General features: G+C 70.7%; 21 protein-coding genes. 8 read left to right on the forward strand and 13 right to left on the reverse strand.

From position 1 onward, the window contains the following. Window positions 1-2: 2 nt before the first annotated feature. Complete coding sequence (rplC, locus tag K6T13_RS14400) at window positions 3-677, reverse strand: 50S ribosomal protein L3 (RefSeq protein ID WP_222895234.1); 675 nt, start codon at window positions 675-677, stop codon at window positions 3-5. Between the two features lie 10 nt (window positions 678-687). Then, window positions 688-996 carry a 30S ribosomal protein S10 gene (gene rpsJ / locus K6T13_RS14405; protein WP_008360994.1) on the reverse strand — a complete coding sequence of 103 codons (309 nt, stop codon included), beginning with the start codon at window positions 994-996 and terminating at the stop codon, window positions 688-690. A 396-nt stretch (window positions 997-1,392) separates the two neighbouring features. Here rpsJ and K6T13_RS14410 point away from each other — a divergent pair, with 396 nt between their 5' ends. Next, window positions 1,393-1,743, forward strand: coding sequence for a hypothetical protein (locus K6T13_RS14410; RefSeq protein WP_222895235.1), 351 nt, complete (start codon window positions 1,393-1,395; stop codon window positions 1,741-1,743). Here the strand turns inward: K6T13_RS14410 and trmB are convergent. Further along, window positions 1,738-2,466, reverse strand: coding sequence for a tRNA (guanosine(46)-N7)-methyltransferase TrmB (gene trmB, locus K6T13_RS14415; RefSeq protein ID WP_222895236.1), 729 nt, complete (start codon window positions 2,464-2,466; stop codon window positions 1,738-1,740). The genes K6T13_RS14410 and trmB overlap by 6 nt on opposite strands. A gap of 113 nt (window positions 2,467-2,579) precedes the next feature. On the opposite strand from trmB, the gene K6T13_RS14420 reads away from it, so the two are divergent. Genes K6T13_RS14420 through K6T13_RS14440 form a run of 5 tightly spaced genes read left to right on the forward strand, consistent with a single transcriptional unit; the run spans window position 2,580 to window position 5,691 of the window. Then, the gene (locus K6T13_RS14420) at window positions 2,580-3,032 is read left to right on the forward strand and encodes a GyrI-like domain-containing protein (RefSeq protein ID WP_222895237.1); all 453 of its coding nucleotides are present in this window, start codon (window positions 2,580-2,582) and stop codon (window positions 3,030-3,032) included. A 54-nt stretch (window positions 3,033-3,086) separates the two neighbouring features. Continuing rightward, entirely contained in the window at window positions 3,087-3,419 is a 333-nt protein-coding gene (locus tag K6T13_RS14425) for a hypothetical protein (RefSeq protein WP_222895238.1), read from the forward strand. A 23-nt stretch (window positions 3,420-3,442) separates the two neighbouring features. Beyond that, on the forward strand, window positions 3,443-4,789 hold the full coding sequence (locus K6T13_RS14430; protein ID WP_249423798.1) for an aspartate aminotransferase family protein: 1,347 nt from the start codon (window positions 3,443-3,445) through the stop codon (window positions 4,787-4,789). Continuing rightward, entirely contained in the window at window positions 4,786-5,238 is a 453-nt protein-coding gene (locus K6T13_RS14435) for a helix-turn-helix domain-containing protein (RefSeq protein WP_222895239.1), read from the forward strand. The genes K6T13_RS14430 and K6T13_RS14435 overlap by 4 nt, the downstream gene beginning before the upstream one ends. 9 nt (window positions 5,239-5,247) lie before the next feature. Continuing rightward, entirely contained in the window at window positions 5,248-5,691 is a 444-nt protein-coding gene (locus K6T13_RS14440) for a VOC family protein (RefSeq protein ID WP_222895240.1), read from the forward strand. A gap of 88 nt (window positions 5,692-5,779) precedes the next feature. Here K6T13_RS14440 and tuf read toward each other — a convergent pair whose 3' ends face one another. From tuf to K6T13_RS14475, 7 genes are all read right to left on the reverse strand, one after another. Then, window positions 5,780-6,973, reverse strand: a complete 1,194-nt coding sequence (tuf, locus tag K6T13_RS14445) for an elongation factor Tu (protein ID WP_222895241.1) — start codon at window positions 6,971-6,973, stop codon at window positions 5,780-5,782. A gap of 81 nt (window positions 6,974-7,054) precedes the next feature. Continuing rightward, window positions 7,055-9,115 (reverse strand): elongation factor G, encoded by a 2,061-nt coding sequence (gene fusA / locus K6T13_RS14450; protein ID WP_430228243.1) that lies wholly within the window; start codon window positions 9,113-9,115, stop codon window positions 7,055-7,057. Window positions 9,116-9,241: 126 nt separating this feature from the next. Next, window positions 9,242-9,712 (reverse strand): 30S ribosomal protein S7, encoded by a 471-nt coding sequence (gene rpsG / locus K6T13_RS14455; RefSeq protein ID WP_222895243.1) that lies wholly within the window; start codon window positions 9,710-9,712, stop codon window positions 9,242-9,244. Next, window positions 9,712-10,086, reverse strand: coding sequence for a 30S ribosomal protein S12 (gene rpsL / locus K6T13_RS14460; RefSeq protein WP_222895244.1), 375 nt, complete (start codon window positions 10,084-10,086; stop codon window positions 9,712-9,714). Before rpsL ends, rpsG begins: the two co-directional genes overlap by 1 nt. A 182-nt stretch (window positions 10,087-10,268) precedes the next feature. Further along, complete coding sequence (locus tag K6T13_RS14465) at window positions 10,269-11,540, reverse strand: MFS transporter (protein WP_222895245.1); 1,272 nt, start codon at window positions 11,538-11,540, stop codon at window positions 10,269-10,271. Then, window positions 11,537-11,986 (reverse strand): MarR family winged helix-turn-helix transcriptional regulator, encoded by a 450-nt coding sequence (locus K6T13_RS14470; protein ID WP_249423799.1) that lies wholly within the window; start codon window positions 11,984-11,986, stop codon window positions 11,537-11,539. Before K6T13_RS14470 ends, K6T13_RS14465 begins: the two co-directional genes overlap by 4 nt. 184 nt (window positions 11,987-12,170) lie before the next feature. Further along, complete coding sequence (locus tag K6T13_RS14475) at window positions 12,171-13,655, reverse strand: NCS2 family permease (protein WP_222895247.1); 1,485 nt, start codon at window positions 13,653-13,655, stop codon at window positions 12,171-12,173. 73 nt (window positions 13,656-13,728) lie between these two features. On the opposite strand from K6T13_RS14475, the gene K6T13_RS14480 reads away from it, so the two are divergent. Then, complete coding sequence (locus K6T13_RS14480; protein WP_249423800.1) at window positions 13,729-14,037, forward strand: DUF2530 domain-containing protein; 309 nt, start codon at window positions 13,729-13,731, stop codon at window positions 14,035-14,037. Window positions 14,038-14,088: 51 nt separating this feature from the next. On the opposite strand, the gene K6T13_RS14485 is transcribed toward K6T13_RS14480, so the two are convergent. Continuing rightward, window positions 14,089-14,874 (reverse strand): DUF3027 domain-containing protein, encoded by a 786-nt coding sequence (locus K6T13_RS14485; RefSeq protein ID WP_249423801.1) that lies wholly within the window; start codon window positions 14,872-14,874, stop codon window positions 14,089-14,091. 78 nt (window positions 14,875-14,952) lie between these two features. On the opposite strand from K6T13_RS14485, the gene K6T13_RS14490 reads away from it, so the two are divergent. Then, entirely contained in the window at window positions 14,953-16,374 is a 1,422-nt protein-coding gene (locus K6T13_RS14490) for an MFS transporter (RefSeq protein WP_222895249.1), read from the forward strand. Window position 16,375: 1 nt separating this feature from the next. Here the strand turns inward: K6T13_RS14490 and K6T13_RS17595 are convergent, their stop codons facing one another. Together K6T13_RS17595 and larE are read right to left on the reverse strand one after the other, a co-directional pair. Next, on the reverse strand, window positions 16,376-16,771 hold the full coding sequence (locus K6T13_RS17595) for a cold shock domain-containing protein (protein WP_222895250.1): 396 nt from the start codon (window positions 16,769-16,771) through the stop codon (window positions 16,376-16,378). 103 nt (window positions 16,772-16,874) lie between these two features. After that, window positions 16,875-18,296, reverse strand: coding sequence for an ATP-dependent sacrificial sulfur transferase LarE (larE, locus tag K6T13_RS14500; protein ID WP_222895251.1), 1,422 nt, complete (start codon window positions 18,294-18,296; stop codon window positions 16,875-16,877). Window positions 18,297-18,336 lie beyond the last annotated feature (40 nt).

Consider the following 18,336-nt stretch of genomic DNA (forward strand, 5'->3'; position numbering starts at 1 on the left):
GCTCAGGCCCCTCCGTTCTCGGCGGACTTCTTGGCGGCGGACCGCAGCACGACGAGACCGCCCTTGGGGCCGGGGATCGCGCCCTTGACGAGGATCAAGCCCTTGTCGGCGTCGACCGCGTGCACGGTGAGGTTCTGCAGGGTCACGGTGTCGCGACCCATGCGGCCGGCCATCCGGACACCCTTGAAGACGCGACCCGGGGTCGCGCAGGCACCGATGGAGCCCGGCTTGCGGTGGTTGCGGTGGGCACCGTGGGAGGCACCGACGCCGGAGAAGCCGTGACGCTTCATGGTTCCGGCGAAGCCCTTGCCCTTCGAGGTACCGGTCACGTCGATCTCGTCGCCCGCGGCGAAGGTGTCGACGCCCAGCTCCTGGCCGACGGAGTAGGCCGCGGCGTCACTGGTGCGGATCTCGACGAGGTGGCGGCGCGGGGTGGTGCCGGCCTTGCCGAACTGCCCGGCCAGCGGCTTGGTGACCTTGCGGCCCGCGATCTCGCCGAAGCCGACCTGCACGGCGTTGTAGCCGTCGAGCTCGGGCGTGCGGACCTGCGTCACGACGTTGGTGCGGGCGTCGATCACGGTGACGGGGACGATGCGGTTGTCCTCGTCCCACAGCTGGGTCATGCCGAGCTTGGTGCCCAGCAGGCCCTTCACGTTGCGTTCCAGAGTGTGAGTCATCGTGCTGACCTCAGAGCTTGATCTCGATGTCGACGCCGGCGGGGAGGTCGAGCCGCATCAGCGAGTCGACGGTCTTCGGCGTGGGGTCGATGATGTCGATGAGCCGCTTGTGCGTGCGCATCTCGAAGTGCTCGCGGGAGTCCTTGTACTTGTGGGGCGAGCGGATGACGCAGTAGACGTTCTTCTCGGTCGGCAGCGGCACGGGGCCGGCGACCTTGGCACCCGTGCGGGTGACGGTGTCCACGATCTTGCGCGCCGAGGTGTCGATCACCTCGTGGTCATAGGCCTTGAGCCTGATGCGGATCTTCTGTCCCGCCATAGGTCTCTCTCGTCCTTCGTAGTCAGTGCCGCGTCTGTCCCGGGACGACCTCTCGGTTGATGCCGTCCCGCCCTGCTGCCGACCACCTCGGCTCCGACCCCCGCGGTCGGGCGTGTCGCGCTCTCCACGCGGCACGGACCGCCGGGGTCCTGCTCGTTGTTGGTGGCCGCCCGGCGGTTCTGCCGGGCCGATCGGGTCTCACGGTTCGGTGTGGACGCAAGCCGACCACCGAAGAAAGCGTGAGACGCGATTCAGTAGTCAAGATGTTCCGCACCCCGGCAACCCGCCGAAGCAACCGGACTATCTTGGCAGACGCCCCACGTCCACGCAAAATCGCCCGCACGCCCCCGGTCGCAGCCCTCCCGACCATGCCGCACACCGGCGTATCGTGGGGTCATGACCGGGCTGGAGGCCATGGTCTCGCTCGCCCTCCTCGTGGTGCTGACCGCCACCGCGACGCTCCACGACGTCCGGCGTCGCCGCCGGGCCCCCGTCCCGGCCGGCCGGCCGATCGAGGCCATCGCCGCCGACGTACGCCGGATCTCCGCGCGCTTCCACGTGGAGGGGACGCGCTTCGCCAAGTACGAGGGCTACCGCCGCTCCTACGACCAGGTGCTCGCCGAGGCGGCCGACACCCTCGAGATCGACCACCTGATGCGGGTCCTGCCCCCGGGACTGTCCCTGGACCGAGAGCGGGAGCGGCTGGAGGACCACATGATCGAGGCAGGGCTCCTGCCCCGGCTATGAGCGCCGGCGGTAGGCGAGGTCGGTGATGACGCGCCCCACGGCGAGCCCCTTGCGCTCGAACTTGGTGACCGGTCGCTCGTCCCAGCGCTCGACCACGCCACCCTCGAGCAGCAGCTCGCCGTCGAGCACCTCGCGCATCTGCTCGGCGTAGTCGGCCCAGTCGGTCGCCAGTCGCCAGGTGCCCCCGGGCCGGAGCCGGGTCGCGGCCAGGTGCGCGAACTCCGGCTGCACCAGACGTCGCTTGTGGTGCTTCTTCTTCGGCCAGGGATCGGGGAAGAAGGTCCACAGCTCCTCCAGCCGGCCCTCGCCCACCAGGTGGCGCAGGGACCAGGCCGCGTCGACCGAGCAGAACCGGACGTTGGTGGCCCCGGCCGCCGCCACCTCCGCGAGTCCGCTGGCCACACCCGGGCGCCACACCTCGAGAGCCAGCACGTCGCACTCCGGGCGGGCCGCGGCCAGGACGCCGGTGGCCTCGCCGACCCCCGGACCGATCTCGACGATCAGCGGCGCCGAACGGCCGAACCACGTGGCCAGCTCGAAGCCCGGCTCGTCGACCGCCTCCTCCGGGATCACCCACGCCTCGGCGTACCGCTCCCACGCCTCGGCCTGGGACGGTGTGAACCGGCTCCCGCGCCGCGAGTAGCTGAGCACCTCCCTCATCCGCCGCCCGTCCTCGGTGAATCGGTGGTGGGGGCGCGCGGGGTGGGCGTGCTCGGGTGCCATGGACTCATCCTCCCAGCCACATGCCGGGACCAGTACACGGCCGACGAGGGCCCTTCGGCCCTGATCCGGGCGGTCAGGTGCTCCTAGCGTCGGTGCGGAGTGGAGGAGGACGCATGGACATCGAGATCACCAGCGAACCGGCTCGGCACCTCGCGGCCCGACGCTTCGACCTCGACCTGGACCACGTCGGCGAGCAGATGGGCGAGGCGTTCGGCGCCGTGGCGAGGTTCCTGGACCGGGAGAACATCCTGCCCACCGGGCCCGCGATGGCGTACTACGAGGTCGGCGAGGAGGGCATGCGGGTCTCGGCTGGCTTCCTCGTCGACCCACCGATCCGCGAGGGCGACGGCGTCGTCGACCGCGAGGTTCCGGAGCGCGAGGTCGTGAGAGGGGTCCACGTCGGGTCCTACGACACGCTGCCCAAGACCTACGACGCGCTGCGGGCAACCGCCGAGGCGCGAGGGAGGAAGCTGGACGAGACCGCGATGTGGGAGGAGTACCTCACCGGCCCTGACCACCCTCCGGAGGAGATGCGCACACGGGTCTCCTGGCCCCTCGCCGACTGAGCGGAGCGACCTCGTCGGGGCCGGCTGAGCGCAGCGGCCAGGCGGAGGCCACCGATGCGACGTCATCGCACCCGGGTGCTGCTCTTCCTCGCCGGCTTCGCGGTCGGCGGACTCGTCGCGACGGGCGGGGTCGGCAACCCGGTCATCGTCTGGGGCCCGGAGGGCACGACCCGGGACCCGGCCTTGCTGGAAGTGGAGCGGCTGATTCGCCACCACGACTGCTGGACGGGCGAGGCGCCTCCCGACGTCGGCTACCCGGGTGGCGTGGTGGTGACGCACGCGGGGGAGACGCGTTTCCACGACAGCCCGGCGATGGTCGGCCTCGCGCTCGAGCACGTCTTCGGCGAGCCGACCGAGGTCCAGCGCGTCCACGCGTTCTGCCGCTGACCACACCCCCCTAGATTGCTGCCATGATCGACCGCAACCGGCTGGCCGCGCTCCGTGCCGAGGAGGAGCGCCGCTTCGAGGACCTCCACCCCCGCTCCGCGGAGCTGGCAGCCGCGGCCGCGAGCTCCCTGCTGGCGGGAGTTCCCATGCCATGGATGACTCGCTGGCCGGGGTCCTTCCCCCTGTCCGCGGACCGGGCCGCCGGCGCCCGGCTCACCGACGTCGACGGCCTGGAGTACGTCGACCTCTGTCTCGGCGACACCGGCGCGATGACCGGGCACGCGCTGCCCCAGGTCACCGAGGCGCTCACCGCGCAGGCCGAGCGCGGCGTCACGACCATGCTGCCCTCCCCCGACGCCGGGTGGGTGGCCGAGGAGCTCGGGCGCCGCTTCGGGCTGCCCGCGTGGCAGCTCGCCATGTCGGCCACGGACGCCAACCGGTTCGTGCTCCGGTTCGCGCGCCACCTCACCGGACGCCCTCGGGTCGCCGTCATGGACTGGTGCTACCACGGCACCGTTGACGAGACCCTCGCGGTGCTCGACGGTGGTCGCGTCGTGCCGCGCCCGGGGGCCCTCGGACCGCAGGTCGACGTGTCGGTGACGACCGCGGTCGTGCCCTTCAACGACCTCGACGCGCTCGACCGGCGGCTCGGGGAGGGTGACGTCGCCTGCCTGCTGATGGAGCCCGCCCTCACCAACATCGGGATCGTGCTCCCGGAGGAGGGCTACCTGGCCGGCGTACGCGAGATCACCCGCCGTCACGGCGTGCTGCTGGTCAACGACGAGACCCACACCCTCTGCGTCGGGCCGGGTGGGGCCACCGCCGCCTGGGACCTCGAGCCGGACCTGCTGGTGGTCGGCAAGCCGATCGGCGGCGGCGTGCCGGTGGCGGCGTACGGCATGACGGCGGAGGTGGCCGAGCGACTGGCCGGCCCGATGCTGGGTCACGAGATCGACGTGGCCGGCGTGGGCGGCACCCTGACCGGGAACGCACTCGCGCTGGCGGCGGTCCGGGCGACCCTCTCCTCGTGCCTGCGCGAGGAGGACTTCGCCCGGGCGGTGCCGCTGGCCGAGCGCTTCACCGACGGCGTCGCCTCCGTCATCGACGAGCACGGGCTGCCGTGGCACGTGCAACGGCTGGGGTGCCGGGCGGAGTACTGGTTCTGTCCCCCACCTCATGACGGCGCCACCGCTGCTGCCGCGGTCGACGAGGAGCTCGAGGGATTCCTGCACCTGTGGTGCCTCAACCGGGGAGTGCTGCTCACCCCGTTCCACAACATGGCGCTGTTCAGCCCGGTCCACACCGAGGCGGACGTCGACCGCCACACCGAGGTGTTCGCCGACGCCGTCGCGACCCTGGTCACCGGATGACCGACGCGCCACGCGTGCCCGGCGACGTGCTCATCCACCTGCGGCGCGCCCGTGACCACCTCGACCGCCACTTCGCCGACGACTTCGACCTCGACCTGCTGGCCAGGCTGGCCGGGCTGAGCCGTTTCCACTTCCTGCGGTCCTTCGCCGCGACCTACCGGCTCACCCCCGCCGCCTACCTCGCGGAACGGCGCATCGAGCGTGCCCAGGACCTGCTGCGTGCGGCGAACCTGACCGTCACCGAGGTGTGCCACGCCGTGGGCTACAGCAGCCTCGGGTCGTTCAGCTCGACGTTCCGGGAGATCGTCGGAGAATCCCCCAGCGAGTTCCAGCGGCGCTACGCCGCGCAGGGGACCCCGCGGATCCCCGGCTGCTACGTGTTCATGGCCGGCCTCGTCGAGCGCAGCACCGCAACGCAGGAGAAGGCGGCCGACGGGGGGCGTCCCTAGGGTCGGGGCATGATCACCAACATCTCCCTGCTGTCCCTGTGGGTGAAGGACATCGACGAGTCCAAGGCCTTCTACACCGACGTGCTCGGCTTCGAGGTCGGGGAGGATCTCCAGCTCGGCCCCGACTTCCGGTGGTGCACCGTCGTCCACCCGGCGCAGCCCGAGATCCAGCTCCACCTGTCCACACCCAGCAACCCGCTCCCCGACTACCTGGTCGAGGCCATGAACCGGGCCCAGGACGAGGGCGGGCTGCCGGGCGTCGGGATGAACGTCGACGACTGCCGGGCGACCTACGAGGAGCTCCGCGCGAAGGGGGTGGAGTTCCTGCAGCCTCCCGAGGAACGGCCCTACGGGATCGAGGCGCTGATGCGCGACAACTCCGGCAACTGGATGGTCCTGGTGGAGAAGCGCGACTACTCCCCCGAGGACTTCGAGGGCGTCGACCTCGGCTGAGGGCCGTTGCCCCCAAGACGCACGAAGGCCCCGGACCTGGCGGTCCGGGGCCTTGCGTGTGGATCAGCCGGTCAGGGACCGGCACCGATCACTGGGTGATCTTGGTGACCCGGCCGGCGCCGACGGTGCGGCCACCCTCACGGATGGCGAACCGCAGGCCCTCGTCCATGGCGATCGGCTGGATGAGCTCCACCGTCATCTCGGTGTTGTCACCCGGCATGACCATCTCCTTGCCCTCGGGCAGGGTGACGACGCCGGTCACGTCCGTGGTCCGGAAGTAGAACTGCGGACGGTAGTTGTTGAAGAACGGCGTGTGACGGCCGCCCTCCTCCTTCGAGAGGATGTAGACCGAGGCCTCGAAGTTGGTGTGCGGAGTGGTGGTGCCGGGCTTGGCCACGACCATGCCGCGCTCCACGTCCTCGCGCTTCGTGCCGCGGAGCAGCAGACCGACGTTCTCACCGGCCTGGCCCTCGTCGAGCAGCTTGCGGAACATCTCGACACCGGTGACGGTCGTCTTCTGCGAGCCCTCGCGGATGCCGAGGATCTCGACCTCCTCGTTGACCTTGACGATGCCGCGCTCGATGCGGCCCGTGATCACGGTGCCGCGGCCGGTGATGGTGAAGACGTCCTCGACCGGCATCAGGAACGGCTTGTCGGTGTCGCGCTCCGGCTGGGGGATGTACTCGTCGACAGCGTCCATCAGCTCGCCGATGGAGTCGGCCCACTTCTGCTCGCCCTGCAGGGCCGGGAACGCCGCGACCTTGACGACCGGGACGTCGTCGCCCGGGAACTCGTACTCGGTCAGCAGCTCGCGGACCTCCATCTCGACGAGCTCGATGAGCTCCTCGTCGTCCACCATGTCGCACTTGTTCAGCGCGACGACCAGGGCGGGCACGCCGACCTGGCGGGCGAGCAGCACGTGCTCACGCGTCTGCGGCATCGGACCGTCGGTCGCGGCCACCACCAGGATCGCACCGTCCATCTGGGCAGCGCCGGTGATCATGTTCTTGATGTAGTCGGCGTGACCCGGGCAGTCGACGTGGGCGTAGTGACGCGCCTCGGTCTGGTACTCGATGTGCGCGATCGAGATCGTGATACCGCGCTGGCGCTCCTCGGGGGCCTTGTCGATCGAGTCGAACGGCGACTCCTCGTTGAGGTCCGGGTGCTTGTCGTGCAGCACCTTCGAGATGGCAGCCGTCAGCGTGGTCTTGCCGTGGTCGATGTGACCGATGGTGCCGATGTTGACGTGCGGCTTGGTCCGCTCGAACTTCGCCTTAGCCACTGTGGGCTCCTCCTGGTGTGGTTGTTTCTTGACTCGTTGGGTGTGTGGTGACCGAGGGTCAGTGCCAGTGATCCCGCAGGATCACTCGCCGCGGACCTTCTTGACGATCTCGTCGGCGATGCTCTGGGGAACCTCGGCGTACGAGTCGAACTCCATCGAGTACGACGCCTGACCGGAGGTCTTGGACCTCAGGTCGCCAACGTACCCGAACATCTCGGACAGGGGGACGAGGGCGTCGACCACCCGGTCGCCGTGCCTCTCCTCCATGTTGCGCACCTGCCCGCGCCGGCTGTTGATGTCGCCGATCACGTCGCCGAGGAAGTTCTCGGGCGTGGTGACCTCGACCGCGAACATCGGCTCGAGCAGGACCGGCTTCGCCATCCGGGCGGCCTCCTTGAAGGCCTGGTTGCCGGCGATCTTGAACGCGAGCTCGGAGGAGTCGACGTCGTGGTAGGCGCCGTCCTCGAGGGTGAACTTCACGTCGACCATCGGGTAGCCGGCGAGCACGCCGAACTCCATGGCCTCCTGACCGCCCTGGTCGACCGAGGGGATGTACTCCTTCGGCACCCGACCACCGGTGACGTTGTTGGCGAACTCGTAGCCCGCGCCGGTTCCGGTCTCGGGGTCGACGTTCGGCTCGAGGGTGACGACCACCTTCGCGAACTGACCCGAACCACCGGTCTGCTTCTTGTGGGTGTAGCTGTGGTTCTCGACCCGCTTGCGCAGGGTCTCGCGGTAGGCGACCTGGGGCTTGCCGACCGTCGCCTCGACCCGGAACTCGCGCTTCATCCGGTCGACGAGGATCTCCAGGTGGAGCTCGCCCATGCCGGCGATGATCGTCTGGCCGGTCTCCTCGTCGGTCTTGACCGTGAAGGTCGGGTCCTCGTCGGAGAGCCGCTGGATCGCCATGCCCAGCTTCTCCTGGTCGCCCTTGGTCTTGGGCTCGATGGCGACCTCGATCACCGGAGCGGGGAAGGTCATCGACTCCAGGACGACGGGGTTCTGCTGGTCGCAGAGCGTGTGACCGGTCTTGGTGCCCTTCAGGCCCATCACGGCCACGATCTGACCCGCGCCGACCGACGCGATCTCCTCACGCTTGTTGGCGTGCATCTGGTAGACCTTGCCGATCCGCTCCCGCTTGCCGGTCACGGAGTTGAGCACCTGACCGCCGGCCTCCAGCTTGCCGGAGTAGACGCGCACGTAGATCAGCTGACCGAGGTGCGGGTCGGAGGCGATCTTGTAGGCGAGACCCGAGAAGGGCTCCTCGTCGGAGGGCTTCCGGACGATCTCGGTGTCCTCGTCGTCGACCTTGTGGCCCACGATGCCCTCGACGTCGAGCGGGCTCGGGAGGTACTTGACGACGGCGTCGAGCAGCGGCTGCACGCCCTTGTTCTTGAACGCCGTGCCGCACAGGACCGGGTTGACCTTGTCGGCCAGGGTCGCGCGGCGGATGGCGGCCTCGAGCTCCTCGACGGAGATGTCCTCGCCCTCGAGGTACTTCTCCATGATCTCGTCGTCGGCCTCGGCCAGGGTCTCGAGCAGCTTCTCGCGGTACTCGTCGGCCTGGGCCTGCAGCTCGGACGGGATCTCCTCGATCTCGTAGTCCTCGCCGATCCGGGTCTCGCCGCGCCAGGTCAGCGCACGCATCCCGACCAGGTCGATGACACCGAGGAAGTCGCTCTCCGCGCCGATCGGCAGCTGGACGACCAGCGGCGTCGAGTTGAGGCGGTCGACCATCATGTCGACGCAGCGGAAGAAGTCAGCACCGGTGCGGTCGAGCTTGTTGACGAAGCACATCCGGGGCACGGAGTACTTGTTGGCCTGCCGCCAGACGGTCATCGTCTGCGGCTCCACGCCGGCGACACCGTCGAAGACGGCCACCGCACCGTCGAGCACGCGCAGGGACCGCTCGACCTCGGCGGTGAAGTCGACGTGACCCGGGGTGTCGATGATGTTGATCTGGTGGTCCTTCCACCAGCACGTGGTCGCGGCGGAGGTGATGGTGATGCCGCGCTCCTGCTCCTGCTCCATCCAGTCCATGACGGCGGCACCGTCGTGGACCTCACCGATCTTGTAGGAGATGCCGGTGTAGAACAGGATGCGCTCGGTGGTGGTGGTCTTGCCGGCATCGATGTGCGCCATGATGCCGATGTTGCGGACGACGTTGAGGTCCGTGGTGATGTCGACAGCCACTAGAAGATCACAGTTCCTTGGTGGTCGGGTGGTGGGCAGCGGGTGGCGCCGGTGAGGCGGCCACCCGCCGCGCTGTCACCAGCGGTAGTGGGCGAAGGCCTTGTTGGACTCGGCCATCTTGTGGGTGTCCTCGCGCTTCTTCACCGCGGCACCGAGGCCGTTGGAGGCGTCGAGGATCTCGTTCATCAGTCGCTCGGACATCGTCTTCTCGCGACGGTCCTGGGCGTACCCGACCAGCCAGCGCAGGGCGAGGGTGGTGCCTCGCGTGCCCTTGACCTCGATCGGCACCTGGTAGGTGGCACCACCGACACGGCGGGACTTGACCTCGATGGCCGGCTTGACGTTGTCGAGCGCACGCTTCAGCGTCACGACGGGGTCGGTGCCGGTCTTCTCACGGCAACCCTCGAGCGCGGTGTAGACGATGCGCTGCGCGACCTGCTTCTTGCCGTCCTGCAGCACCTTCGAGACCAGCTGGGTGACCAGCTGCGACCCGTAGACGGGGTCGACGTCGATCGGACGCTTCGGAGCGGGACCCTTGCGCGGCATCAGCTCTTCTCCTTCTTCGCGCCGTAGCGGCTGCGGGCCTGCTTGCGACCCTTGACGCCCTGGGTGTCGAGCGTGCCGCGGATGATCTTGTAGCGGACACCCGGCAGGTCCTTCACACGACCGCCACGGACGAGCACGATGGAGTGCTCCTGGAGGTTGTGACCGACACCCGGGATGTAAGCGGTGACCTCGACGCCGCTCGACAGGCGCACGCGGGCGACCTTGCGGAGGGCGGAGTTCGGCTTCTTCGGCGTGGTGGTGTAGACGCGCGTGCAGACGCCGCGTCGCTGCGGGGATCCCTTCAGGGCAGGCGTCTTGTTCTTGGACACCTTGTCCTGGCGGCCCTTGCGGACCAGCTGCTGAATGGTGGGCACCTGGGTGGTTCCCTTTCTCTGCCTGTCATCACGGCCCGGCACCTTGCCGGGCACGGGGTCCTGCGGTGTTGCATGTGCCTGTGGTGGAGCGCCGGCGACTGCGGGCGCGCGCAACGGTCTGGTCGTCCCAGACACGAGGATTGAGACTACTCCCGCGCCACAGGGGGGTCAAAACGGCGGAATCAGCCCGCCACGGCGGTAGCGGGAGCCGGGGCGGAGATCGCCCGCGGCCTCTCGGCCAGGCGCTGTCGGTGGAGGTACGCCGCGCTGGCGGCCAGCACGCCGACGGCGGTGACCGACCCGCCCAGGATCAACGTCCAGCGGGCGCCGGCCACCTCGCCGATCCACCCGATGAAGGGCGCCCCCAGCGGCGTACCGCCGATGAAGATCATCATGTAGAGCGCCAGCACGCGCCCCCGCATCCCGGGATCGCTGTGGAGCTGCATGAAGGTGTTGGCTGCGGTGATCATCGTCAGCGCGCTCAGCCCCAGCAGCGGTGTCATCAGCGCGAAGGTGAGGTAGGTGGGCATCAGGCCGGCGACCACCTCGAGGAGGGCGAAGACCAGGGCCGCGACCACGATCAGGCGCAGCCGGACCCGGACCCGGCGGGCCGCGACCAGGGAACCGGTGAGCGAGCCCACGGCCAGGAAGGTGCCGAGCAGTCCGTAGGCCGTCGCGCCGCGGTCGAAGACCTGGGTGGCCATCAGGGCGGAGGTCATCTGGAAGTTGAGCCCGAAGGTCCCGGTGAAGAAGACGATCGCCAGGACCAGCAGCAGATCCGGCCGCCCCAGCACGTAGCTCACGCCCGCCCGGATCTGCCCGGGCTGCCGGCGGGTCGGCTCCGGGCTGTGCAGCCCCGACCCGTCGAGCCGTCGTAGTGCCGTGATCGGGGCGGCGTAGCTGACGGCGTTGGCGAGGATGACCCAGCCGGTCGCGGCGACCCCGCCACCCAGGGCAGCGATCAGCACGCCCGCCAGCGCCGGGCCCACCAGCCGGGCGGCGTTGAAGCTCGCCGAGTTGAGACCGACGGCGTTGGCCAGGTCGTCACCGTCGACGATCTCCGACACGAAGCTCTGCCGAGCCGGCGCGTCGAAGGCGGCGGCCGTGCCGAGGGCGAACGCCAGCACGTAGACGTGCCAGATCTGGGCGGTGCCGGTGACGGCGAGCAGACCCAGCACCACGGCGGGCAGTGCCATCCCGAGGTTGGTCAGCTGGAGCAGCCGTCGTTTCGGCATCCGGTCGGCCACCAGGCCGGCGAAGGGCGAGAGCAGCAGGAACGGCAGGAACTGCAGCCCGGTGGTGATGCCCAAGGCGGCGGCGCTGTTCGCCGTGAGCTGCAGCACCAGCCAGTCCTGGGCAACACGCTGCATCCAGGTGCCGGTGTTGGAGACGACACCACCGGCCGCGTAGAGCCGGTAGTTGGGGTTGCGGAGGGAACGGAACGTGGGACTCAACTAGACGAGAGCCTCTCGAGGATCGGGGCCGCCTCACGGAGGACGGCGCGCTCGTGCGGGGTGAGCTCGGAGAGCCGCCGGGCCAGCCAGGCGTCGCGACGGCGGCGGTCTGCCAGCAGGGTCGCGGCGCCCTGCTCGGTGAGTGACACGACGACCTGGCGGCCGTCGGTGTCGTGGGGGCGGCGTACGACGAGTCCCTCCTCGACCAGGCAGGTCACGGTCCGCGTCATCGAGGGCGGGCGCACCCGCTCGAGGGCGGCCAGCTCGCCCACGGTGAGCTCGCCGTGGCGGTGGAGGGAGCCGAGCACGGCCATGGCGCCCAGGCTCAGCTCGTTGTCGGGGTGGCGCTCGTTGGCGAGGCGCCGACGCAGCCGCATCACCGAGAGCCGGAGGTGGCTGGCGAGCCCGGCATCGGTGCGCACTGCGTTCTCGACCGAGGTTGGCATGTCGTTAGCGTAACTCATTACCTTTGCTAATCATTCCGGCGTCGCCGTTCTCGCACCGGTGGGGTCAGTCAGTGACGGCTCGGCGGGTCAGGAACCAGCCGGAATGACGGCTCGGCGGGTCAGGAACCAGCCGGAGTGACGGCTCGGCGGGTGACAAACCAGCCGGAGTGACGGCTCGGCAGGGTCAGGTGAGCCAGGCGGTGATCGGGTTGATGGCGAAGTAGATGACGAACAGGCCGGCCACCACCCACATCAGCGGGTGGACGGCACCGGGCTTGCCACGGACCAGCTTGAGCAGCACGAACGCCAGGAAGCCGGCACCGATCCCGACGGTGATCGAGTAGGTGAAGGGCATCAGCACGATGGTGAGGAACGCCGGAATGGCGATCTCGAGGTCGTTCCAGTCGATGCCGCGGACCTGCTGCATCATCAGGAAGCCCACGAGCACCAGCGCCGGGACGGCGGCCTCGCTCGGGATGGTGTTGACCAGCGGCGAGAAGAACATCGTCAGCAGGAACAGCAGGCCCGTGACCACGCTGGCCAGGCCGGTGCGCGCACCCTCGGCCACACCCGAGGCCGACTCGATGTAGGAGGTGTTGGAGGAGACCGACGCCGCCCCGCCGACGGCGGCGGCGACCGAGTCGACGACGAGGATCCGCTTGGTGTTCGGCGGGTTGCCCTCCTCGTCGAGGAGCCCGGCCTCGGCACCGACGGCGGTCATGGTGCCGAGGGTGTCGAAGAAGTCGGCGAGCAGCAGCGTGAAGACGAACAGCGCGGCGACCACGATGCCGGCGTTCTCCCACGAGCCGAGCAGGTTGAACTCGCCGATGAGCTGGAGGTCGGGCAGCGCGATCAGCTCGTCGGGCAGGGCGGGCACCTTGAGCCCCCAGCCGGTGGGGTTGTAGCCCGCCTCGGAGAACGCGGGACCGACCTGGGCCACCCGCTCGACGACGATCGCGACGACGGTCATCGTCAGGATCGAGATCAGGATCGCGCCGCGGACCCGCAGGGCGTACAGGGAGAACACGAGCGCCAGGCCGAGGCAGAAGACCAGGACCGGCCACCCGGCCAGCTGTCCGGCCGGTCCGAGCTGCACGGGCACGGTCGTCTCCGCGGCGTCGGGGATCCGGCGCACGAAGCCGGCGTCGACGAGGCCGATGATGGTGAGGAACAGCCCGATGCCCACCGAGATGGCGACCTTCAGTGCCGCCGGGACGGCACGGAAGACCGCCTCGCGGAAGCCGGTGAGCACCAGCACCAGGATGATCAGGCCCTCGATGACCACGAGGCCCATCGCGTCGGCCCACGTCATCTGGCTGGCGATCGAGAAGGTGACGAACGCGTTGAGCCCGAGGCCGGTGGCCAGCGCCAGCGGGTAGTTGGCGACGACCCCCATGAGGATCGTGAGCACGCCGGCCGCGAGCGCGGTCGCCGCGCTGATCGCCGCGAAGTCGCCGCCGGCGAGCAGCTCACCGTTCATGTCGGTGCCGCCGAGCAGGATGATCGGGTTGAGGACCACGATGTAGGCCATCGTCAGGAACGTGACGACGCCGCCGCGGACCTCCCGCTCGACGGTGGAGCCGCGCTCGGTGATGCGGAAGAAGCCGTCGACGCCACGTCCTCGGGCGGGAGCGGTTCGGGTGGTCTGCTGCGGGTTGTTCTCGCTCACGCCGGCAGTGTGGCAGAGGGCGGCCCCGGGGTGAGGGACGTCGGCCCGCGTCGCCGGTGGATACGCTGGCCCCGTGGAGTTCCGCGACGAGCAGCCGATGAAGCACGAGATCGGCAACCGGACCTACCTGGTCGCGGACGTCGAACCGCTCGACGTCGACGGTGTGCGCACGGTGGAGGTGGGCTCAGCCCTCTGGCTGCTCGGGTTCCTGGCCCTGCTCCCCTTCTACGGGCGGCTCGAGCAGGACGGCAACCTGTGGTGGATGTGGACCTGCCTCGCGGGGTTCGGCCTGGGGCTCTTCGGGCTCGAGTACTGCCGCCGGCGCCGGCGCGCGCGAGCCGAGCGTCTCGCCCAGGCGGAGCCGGGGGCGACGGCGGACTGACCGTCCCCGCGGACCGGACCTGCTCAGACCGGGCCGCTCAGACCGGGCCGCTCAGAAGGACTCGAGCTCGTCGGTCGCCATCGTGTCGTAGACGTGATCGGGCAGCGGCTGCGGCTCGTGGCGCCGGGCCAGCTGCACCTCGGAATGGGCACCGCAGCCGTGGTCGAGGGAGACGACCCGACCGTCGTCGTTGGCGTTGCCGTTGGCACAGACCCCGAACATCTCCGAGAGCGGACCTGCGAGCCGCACGAGGAAGCCGCAGGTCGTGCAGAGGTCGGGGGCGGCCTTCGCCAGCGGCGAGCCGGGGCCCGCGTCGCCGGCGTACCACCGCTCGGCCGCCAGGTCGCGACCCTCGCGCGAGAGCGTGCGCACCCGGCCGAGGCCGAGCTCGCGGGCGACCTCGCGGACCTGCGCCTTGTCGTCGGCATCGAGCGGGTCGTCGCCGAAGGCGTAGGAGGGGACCAGCCGGGGATCGTCGTCCTCGACCGGCAGCAGGTCGCCGGGCGAGAGGTCGCCGGGCTTGACCCGCTCCTTGTAGGGCACCCACTCCGGGGCCACGATCGCCTCGGCACCCGGCACGAGGACGATCTCGTCGACCGTCACGCCACGCTGCCGTGAGGCCCGGGCCACCGTGACCGACCAGAGCCAGCCGGCGTACCCCCGCCGCGTGCACGCGAAGAGATGGGTGACCAGGCGCTCCCCCTCCACCTCGTGACCGAGGTGGTCGCCCACCTCGGCCTCACCCACGTCGGCAACGAGGGCGGCGCGGGCGGCGTCGACGGCCTGGACGGCGACGGCGTCCGGCTTCACGCGCAGGGTCGGGCTCACGCGCGGCATCATCGCAAACCGGGACACCCCGTGTCAGGTCGGGGCGCGCAGGCGACGGTGCTGGGCGATCTTGGCAGGATGGACGCCATGAGCGAGGAGCAGCCCGGCACCGACGCCGCTGCGGAGCAGGAGCGCCGCTCCCGCGCCCGGAGCGTCGGCCGTGGGCTGCGCACCGGCGCCCGGGCCACCGCCCGAGGCGCCGCGGGTGCTGCCCGCGCCACCGGCCGGGCCAGTCGCTACACCGTCAAGCAGGCGACCCGCGCCTCGGAGGCCGAGGGCGCCGGCGAGTCGGGCCTGTCGCGGCTGATCCAGATGCACTTCTTCAACGCCGCCGGGGACTCCGCGGTGGCGATCTCGCTCGCCGGATCGCTGTTCTTCCAGGTGCCGAGCGGCGAGGCCCGCGGCCAGGTGGCGCTGTTCCTCGGCCTCACGATGCTGCCGTTCGCCATCGTGGCGCCGCTGATCGGCCCGTTCCTGGACCGCTTCGCCCACGGCCGCCGCTGGGCGATCGGCGGCACCATGGCCGTCCGCGCGTTCCTGTGCTGGGCCCTGGCCACCTCGGTCGCCACCGACTCCCCCTGGCTCTTCGCTGCCGCGCTCGGGGTGCTGGTGGCGTCGAAGGCGTACGGCGTCACGCGGGCCGCCGCCGTCCCCCGGCTGCTCCCCCGCGCGTTCACGCTGGTGCGGGCGAACGGACGGGTGTCGCTGGCCGGGACCGTGGGAGCGACCGTGTCGGCCCCGGTCGCAGGACTCCTGTCGCTCATCGGGCCCGAGTGGTCCCTGCGCTACGCCTTCCTGATCTTCGTGATCGGGACGATCTGCGCGATCCGGCTGCCCGAGAAGGTCGACTCCTCGGTGGGCGAGGAGGAGATGGTGCTGCGCGAGCACACCTCGACGACGAGCCGACGCGGCCGCCCACGAACCCGGATCCCGGCGGCGGTCGCCTTCGCGCTCCGGGCCAACTGTGGGCCGCGGTGGCTCTCGGGCTTCCTCATCATGTTCATGGCGTTCCTGCTGCGCGAGAACCCGCCCGCCACCGACCTGCGCGCCGAGGTCCTCGTCGGCCTCGTGGTGGGAGCGGCAGCCGCCGGCAACGCCCTCGGCATCCTCCTCGCCTCGCTGCTCAAGCGCATCAACCCGGCGATCACCGTCGTGCTGACCCTGCTGACGGCCGTGGCGGCCACCCTGCTCGCGGCCGTCTTCTACGGGGTGGTCCCGCTGGTGGTGCTGGGCCTGGCGGCGGGCCTGGCCCAGTCGTTGGCGAAGTTCTGCCTCGACGCCACCATCCAGCGCGACATCCCCACCCGCGTCCAGGCGAGCGCCTTCGCGCGCAGCGACACCACCCTGCAGCTCGCGTGGGTCGTCGGCGGGTTCGTCGGCATCGCCCTGCCGCTCGAGCCGGCGCGACTCGGGCTGGGGGTCGCCGTCGCCGTCCTGGGGTCGTGGGCGGCGTTCGTGCTGGCGTCGCGACCGGGCCGACCCGTGCAGGTGCCCGTGGGGCCGGAGTGAGCTAGGCCTCGAGCTGGTCGGCCAGCGCGCGGAGCAGCTTGGCTGTCGGCCGCGCCGTCCGGGCGTCGGGGTGCCGGCCACGCCGGTAGGAGCCGCCCACGTCGTCGAGCAGCCGGATGGTGTCCTCGACGATCGTCACCATGTCCTCGGGCGGCTTGCGACGTGAGGCGGCCTGGTTGCGCTGCACCGAGGGCGGCGCATCGAGCAGGCGGACCTGCAGGGCCTGGTCGCCGCGGCGTCCCTGGGCGATCCCGAACTCCACGCGGGCACCGTTGCGCAGGGTGGTCACACCCTCCGGCAGCGCATCAGCGTGCACGTAGACGTCGGGCCCGTCCTCCTGGGACAGGAAGCCGAAGCCCTTCTCCGGGTCGAACCACTTCACCTTGCCAGTGGGCACGACGGTGACCTCTCTCGCTCGCCACACCACGACCGATCGCCGCGGCAGCGGTCAAGCCTAGGTGGCCCCGGTGAACCGGGCCAACCGAGTGGGTGACCTCGGCTCAGAGCAGCTCGTTGAGGGACCCGGACCGGAAGCCCCGGGGGTCGACCTCGGCCTGGTCGAAGCCCGTCCCGCAGACCGCCTCGAGCAGGGCCGCCTCGAGCTCCGGGCGGAGCGGGAGGAGGGCGGTGTCGAGCTCCACCGACGCGTGGGAGCCACGGTCGCGGACCCGCAGGTCGCGCAGCGTCACCGCGTGGGCCTCACCCCAGGCGCGGACCGCCAGTTCGGCCCGTTCGACGCGGGCCAGGCGGTGGGGCGTCACCTCCACCCCGTAGGCGATGCGGGAGGACAGGCATGCCGCCTGCGGCTTGTCCCAGGTGGGCAGGCCCCACCGGCGGGAGGCCGCCCGCACCTGCGCCTTCGTCAGACCGGCGTCAGCCAGCGGGGTCACGGCACCGCGCTCAGCTGCGGCCCGGATCCCGGGGCGGAAGCCGGCGACGACGTCGTCGGCGTTGGTGCCGGTGGCCACGTGGGCGAGGCCGAGCTCCTCGGCGAGCGGGGTGAGGACGTCGAGGAGCTCGGCCTTGCAGAAGAAGCAGCGGTCACCGGCGTTGGCGCGGTAGCCGGCCCGGTCCATCTCCCGGGTCTCGGGCGTCAGGACGGGAACGCCGAGCGACGCGGCGAAGTCGCGGGCCGGGTCGCGCTCGGCCTGTGGCAGCGAGTGGGAGTAACCGGTGGCCGCGGCGACCCGGTCGGCCCCCAGGGCCCGGACCGCGGCAGCGAGCAGCAGCGCGCTGTCGGCCCCGCCGCTGAAGGCCACGAGCAGCGAGCCCCGCTCGCGCAGGTCCCGCTCGAGGGCCGCCAGCCGCGTGTCGAGGAGGTGGCCGTCGTACCACTCGGCGAACCCGGTGAGGTCGTCGAGCACGACGTGGGTGCCTGCGGCCACGAGCTCCTCGCGGCCACACCCGCCGGTCAGCACGGAAACACTGGTGACGCCGGCGCCCAGGGCGCCCTCCACGTCGTGGACGTGGTCACCGACGTAGACCGTGCAACCCTCGCGCCGCAGCACCTCGGCCTTGCCGATCCCCCAGACCTCGCCGACCAGCACGTCGACCTCGACGCCGAGGTGGTCGAGGTGGCGCTGGGCGTTGGGGGTGTACTTGCCCGTGACCACCACGACGCGGCCACCCGCGTGACGCACCGCCTCGAGCGCCTCCACCGCACCCGGCATCAGGGGGACCGGGGCGACCGCGTGGTCGGGGTAGAGGGCGCGGAAGCGGTCGACGGCCGGCCCGATCGCGTCCACCGTCAGGTGCTCCCCGAGCAGGTGGTCGAGCGGCGGCCCCAGGCGCGAGGTCAGCTCGAGGACCGGGAAGGCCACCTCGAGCTCCTCGCCCAGCGCCGCCAAGGTCGCCGAGAACCCCGGGACGGTGTCGATGAGGGTCATGTCGAGGTCGAACCCGACGGTGGGGGGCACAGCCATGGATCCCAGCGTAGGACCGCTCCCTCCCCGGGCCGTCGTC

Origin of the sequence: Nocardioides coralli (assembly GCF_019880385.1) — a bacterium.
GTDB lineage: Bacteria > Actinomycetota > Actinomycetes > Propionibacteriales > Nocardioidaceae > Nocardioides > Nocardioides coralli.

Excerpts from the sequence above, each read along its gene's own strand:
- rplC (WP_222895234.1), bottom strand. The coding sequence starts at position 677 with ATGACTCACACTCTGGAACGCAACGTGAAGGGCCTGCTGGGCACCAAG.
- rpsJ (WP_008360994.1), bottom strand. The coding sequence starts at position 996 with ATGGCGGGACAGAAGATCCGCATCAGGCTCAAGGCCTATGACCACGAG.
- K6T13_RS14410 (WP_222895235.1), top strand. The coding sequence starts at position 1,393 with ATGACCGGGCTGGAGGCCATGGTCTCGCTCGCCCTCCTCGTGGTGCTG.
- trmB (WP_222895236.1), bottom strand. The coding sequence starts at position 2,466 with ATGGCACCCGAGCACGCCCACCCCGCGCGCCCCCACCACCGATTCACC.
- K6T13_RS14420 (WP_222895237.1), top strand. The coding sequence starts at position 2,580 with ATGGACATCGAGATCACCAGCGAACCGGCTCGGCACCTCGCGGCCCGA.
- K6T13_RS14425 (WP_222895238.1), top strand. The coding sequence starts at position 3,087 with ATGCGACGTCATCGCACCCGGGTGCTGCTCTTCCTCGCCGGCTTCGCG.
- K6T13_RS14430 (WP_249423798.1), top strand. The coding sequence starts at position 3,443 with ATGATCGACCGCAACCGGCTGGCCGCGCTCCGTGCCGAGGAGGAGCGC.
- K6T13_RS14435 (WP_222895239.1), top strand. The coding sequence starts at position 4,786 with ATGACCGACGCGCCACGCGTGCCCGGCGACGTGCTCATCCACCTGCGG.
- K6T13_RS14440 (WP_222895240.1), top strand. The coding sequence starts at position 5,248 with ATGATCACCAACATCTCCCTGCTGTCCCTGTGGGTGAAGGACATCGAC.
- fusA (WP_430228243.1), bottom strand. The coding sequence starts at position 9,115 with ATGGCGCACATCGATGCCGGCAAGACCACCACCACCGAGCGCATCCTG.
- rpsG (WP_222895243.1), bottom strand. The coding sequence starts at position 9,712 with ATGCCGCGCAAGGGTCCCGCTCCGAAGCGTCCGATCGACGTCGACCCC.
- K6T13_RS14470 (WP_249423799.1), bottom strand. The coding sequence starts at position 11,986 with ATGCCAACCTCGGTCGAGAACGCAGTGCGCACCGATGCCGGGCTCGCC.
- K6T13_RS14485 (WP_249423801.1), bottom strand. The coding sequence starts at position 14,874 with ATGCCGCGCGTGAGCCCGACCCTGCGCGTGAAGCCGGACGCCGTCGCC.
- K6T13_RS14490 (WP_222895249.1), top strand. The coding sequence starts at position 14,953 with ATGAGCGAGGAGCAGCCCGGCACCGACGCCGCTGCGGAGCAGGAGCGC.
- larE (WP_222895251.1), bottom strand. The coding sequence starts at position 18,296 with ATGGCTGTGCCCCCCACCGTCGGGTTCGACCTCGACATGACCCTCATC.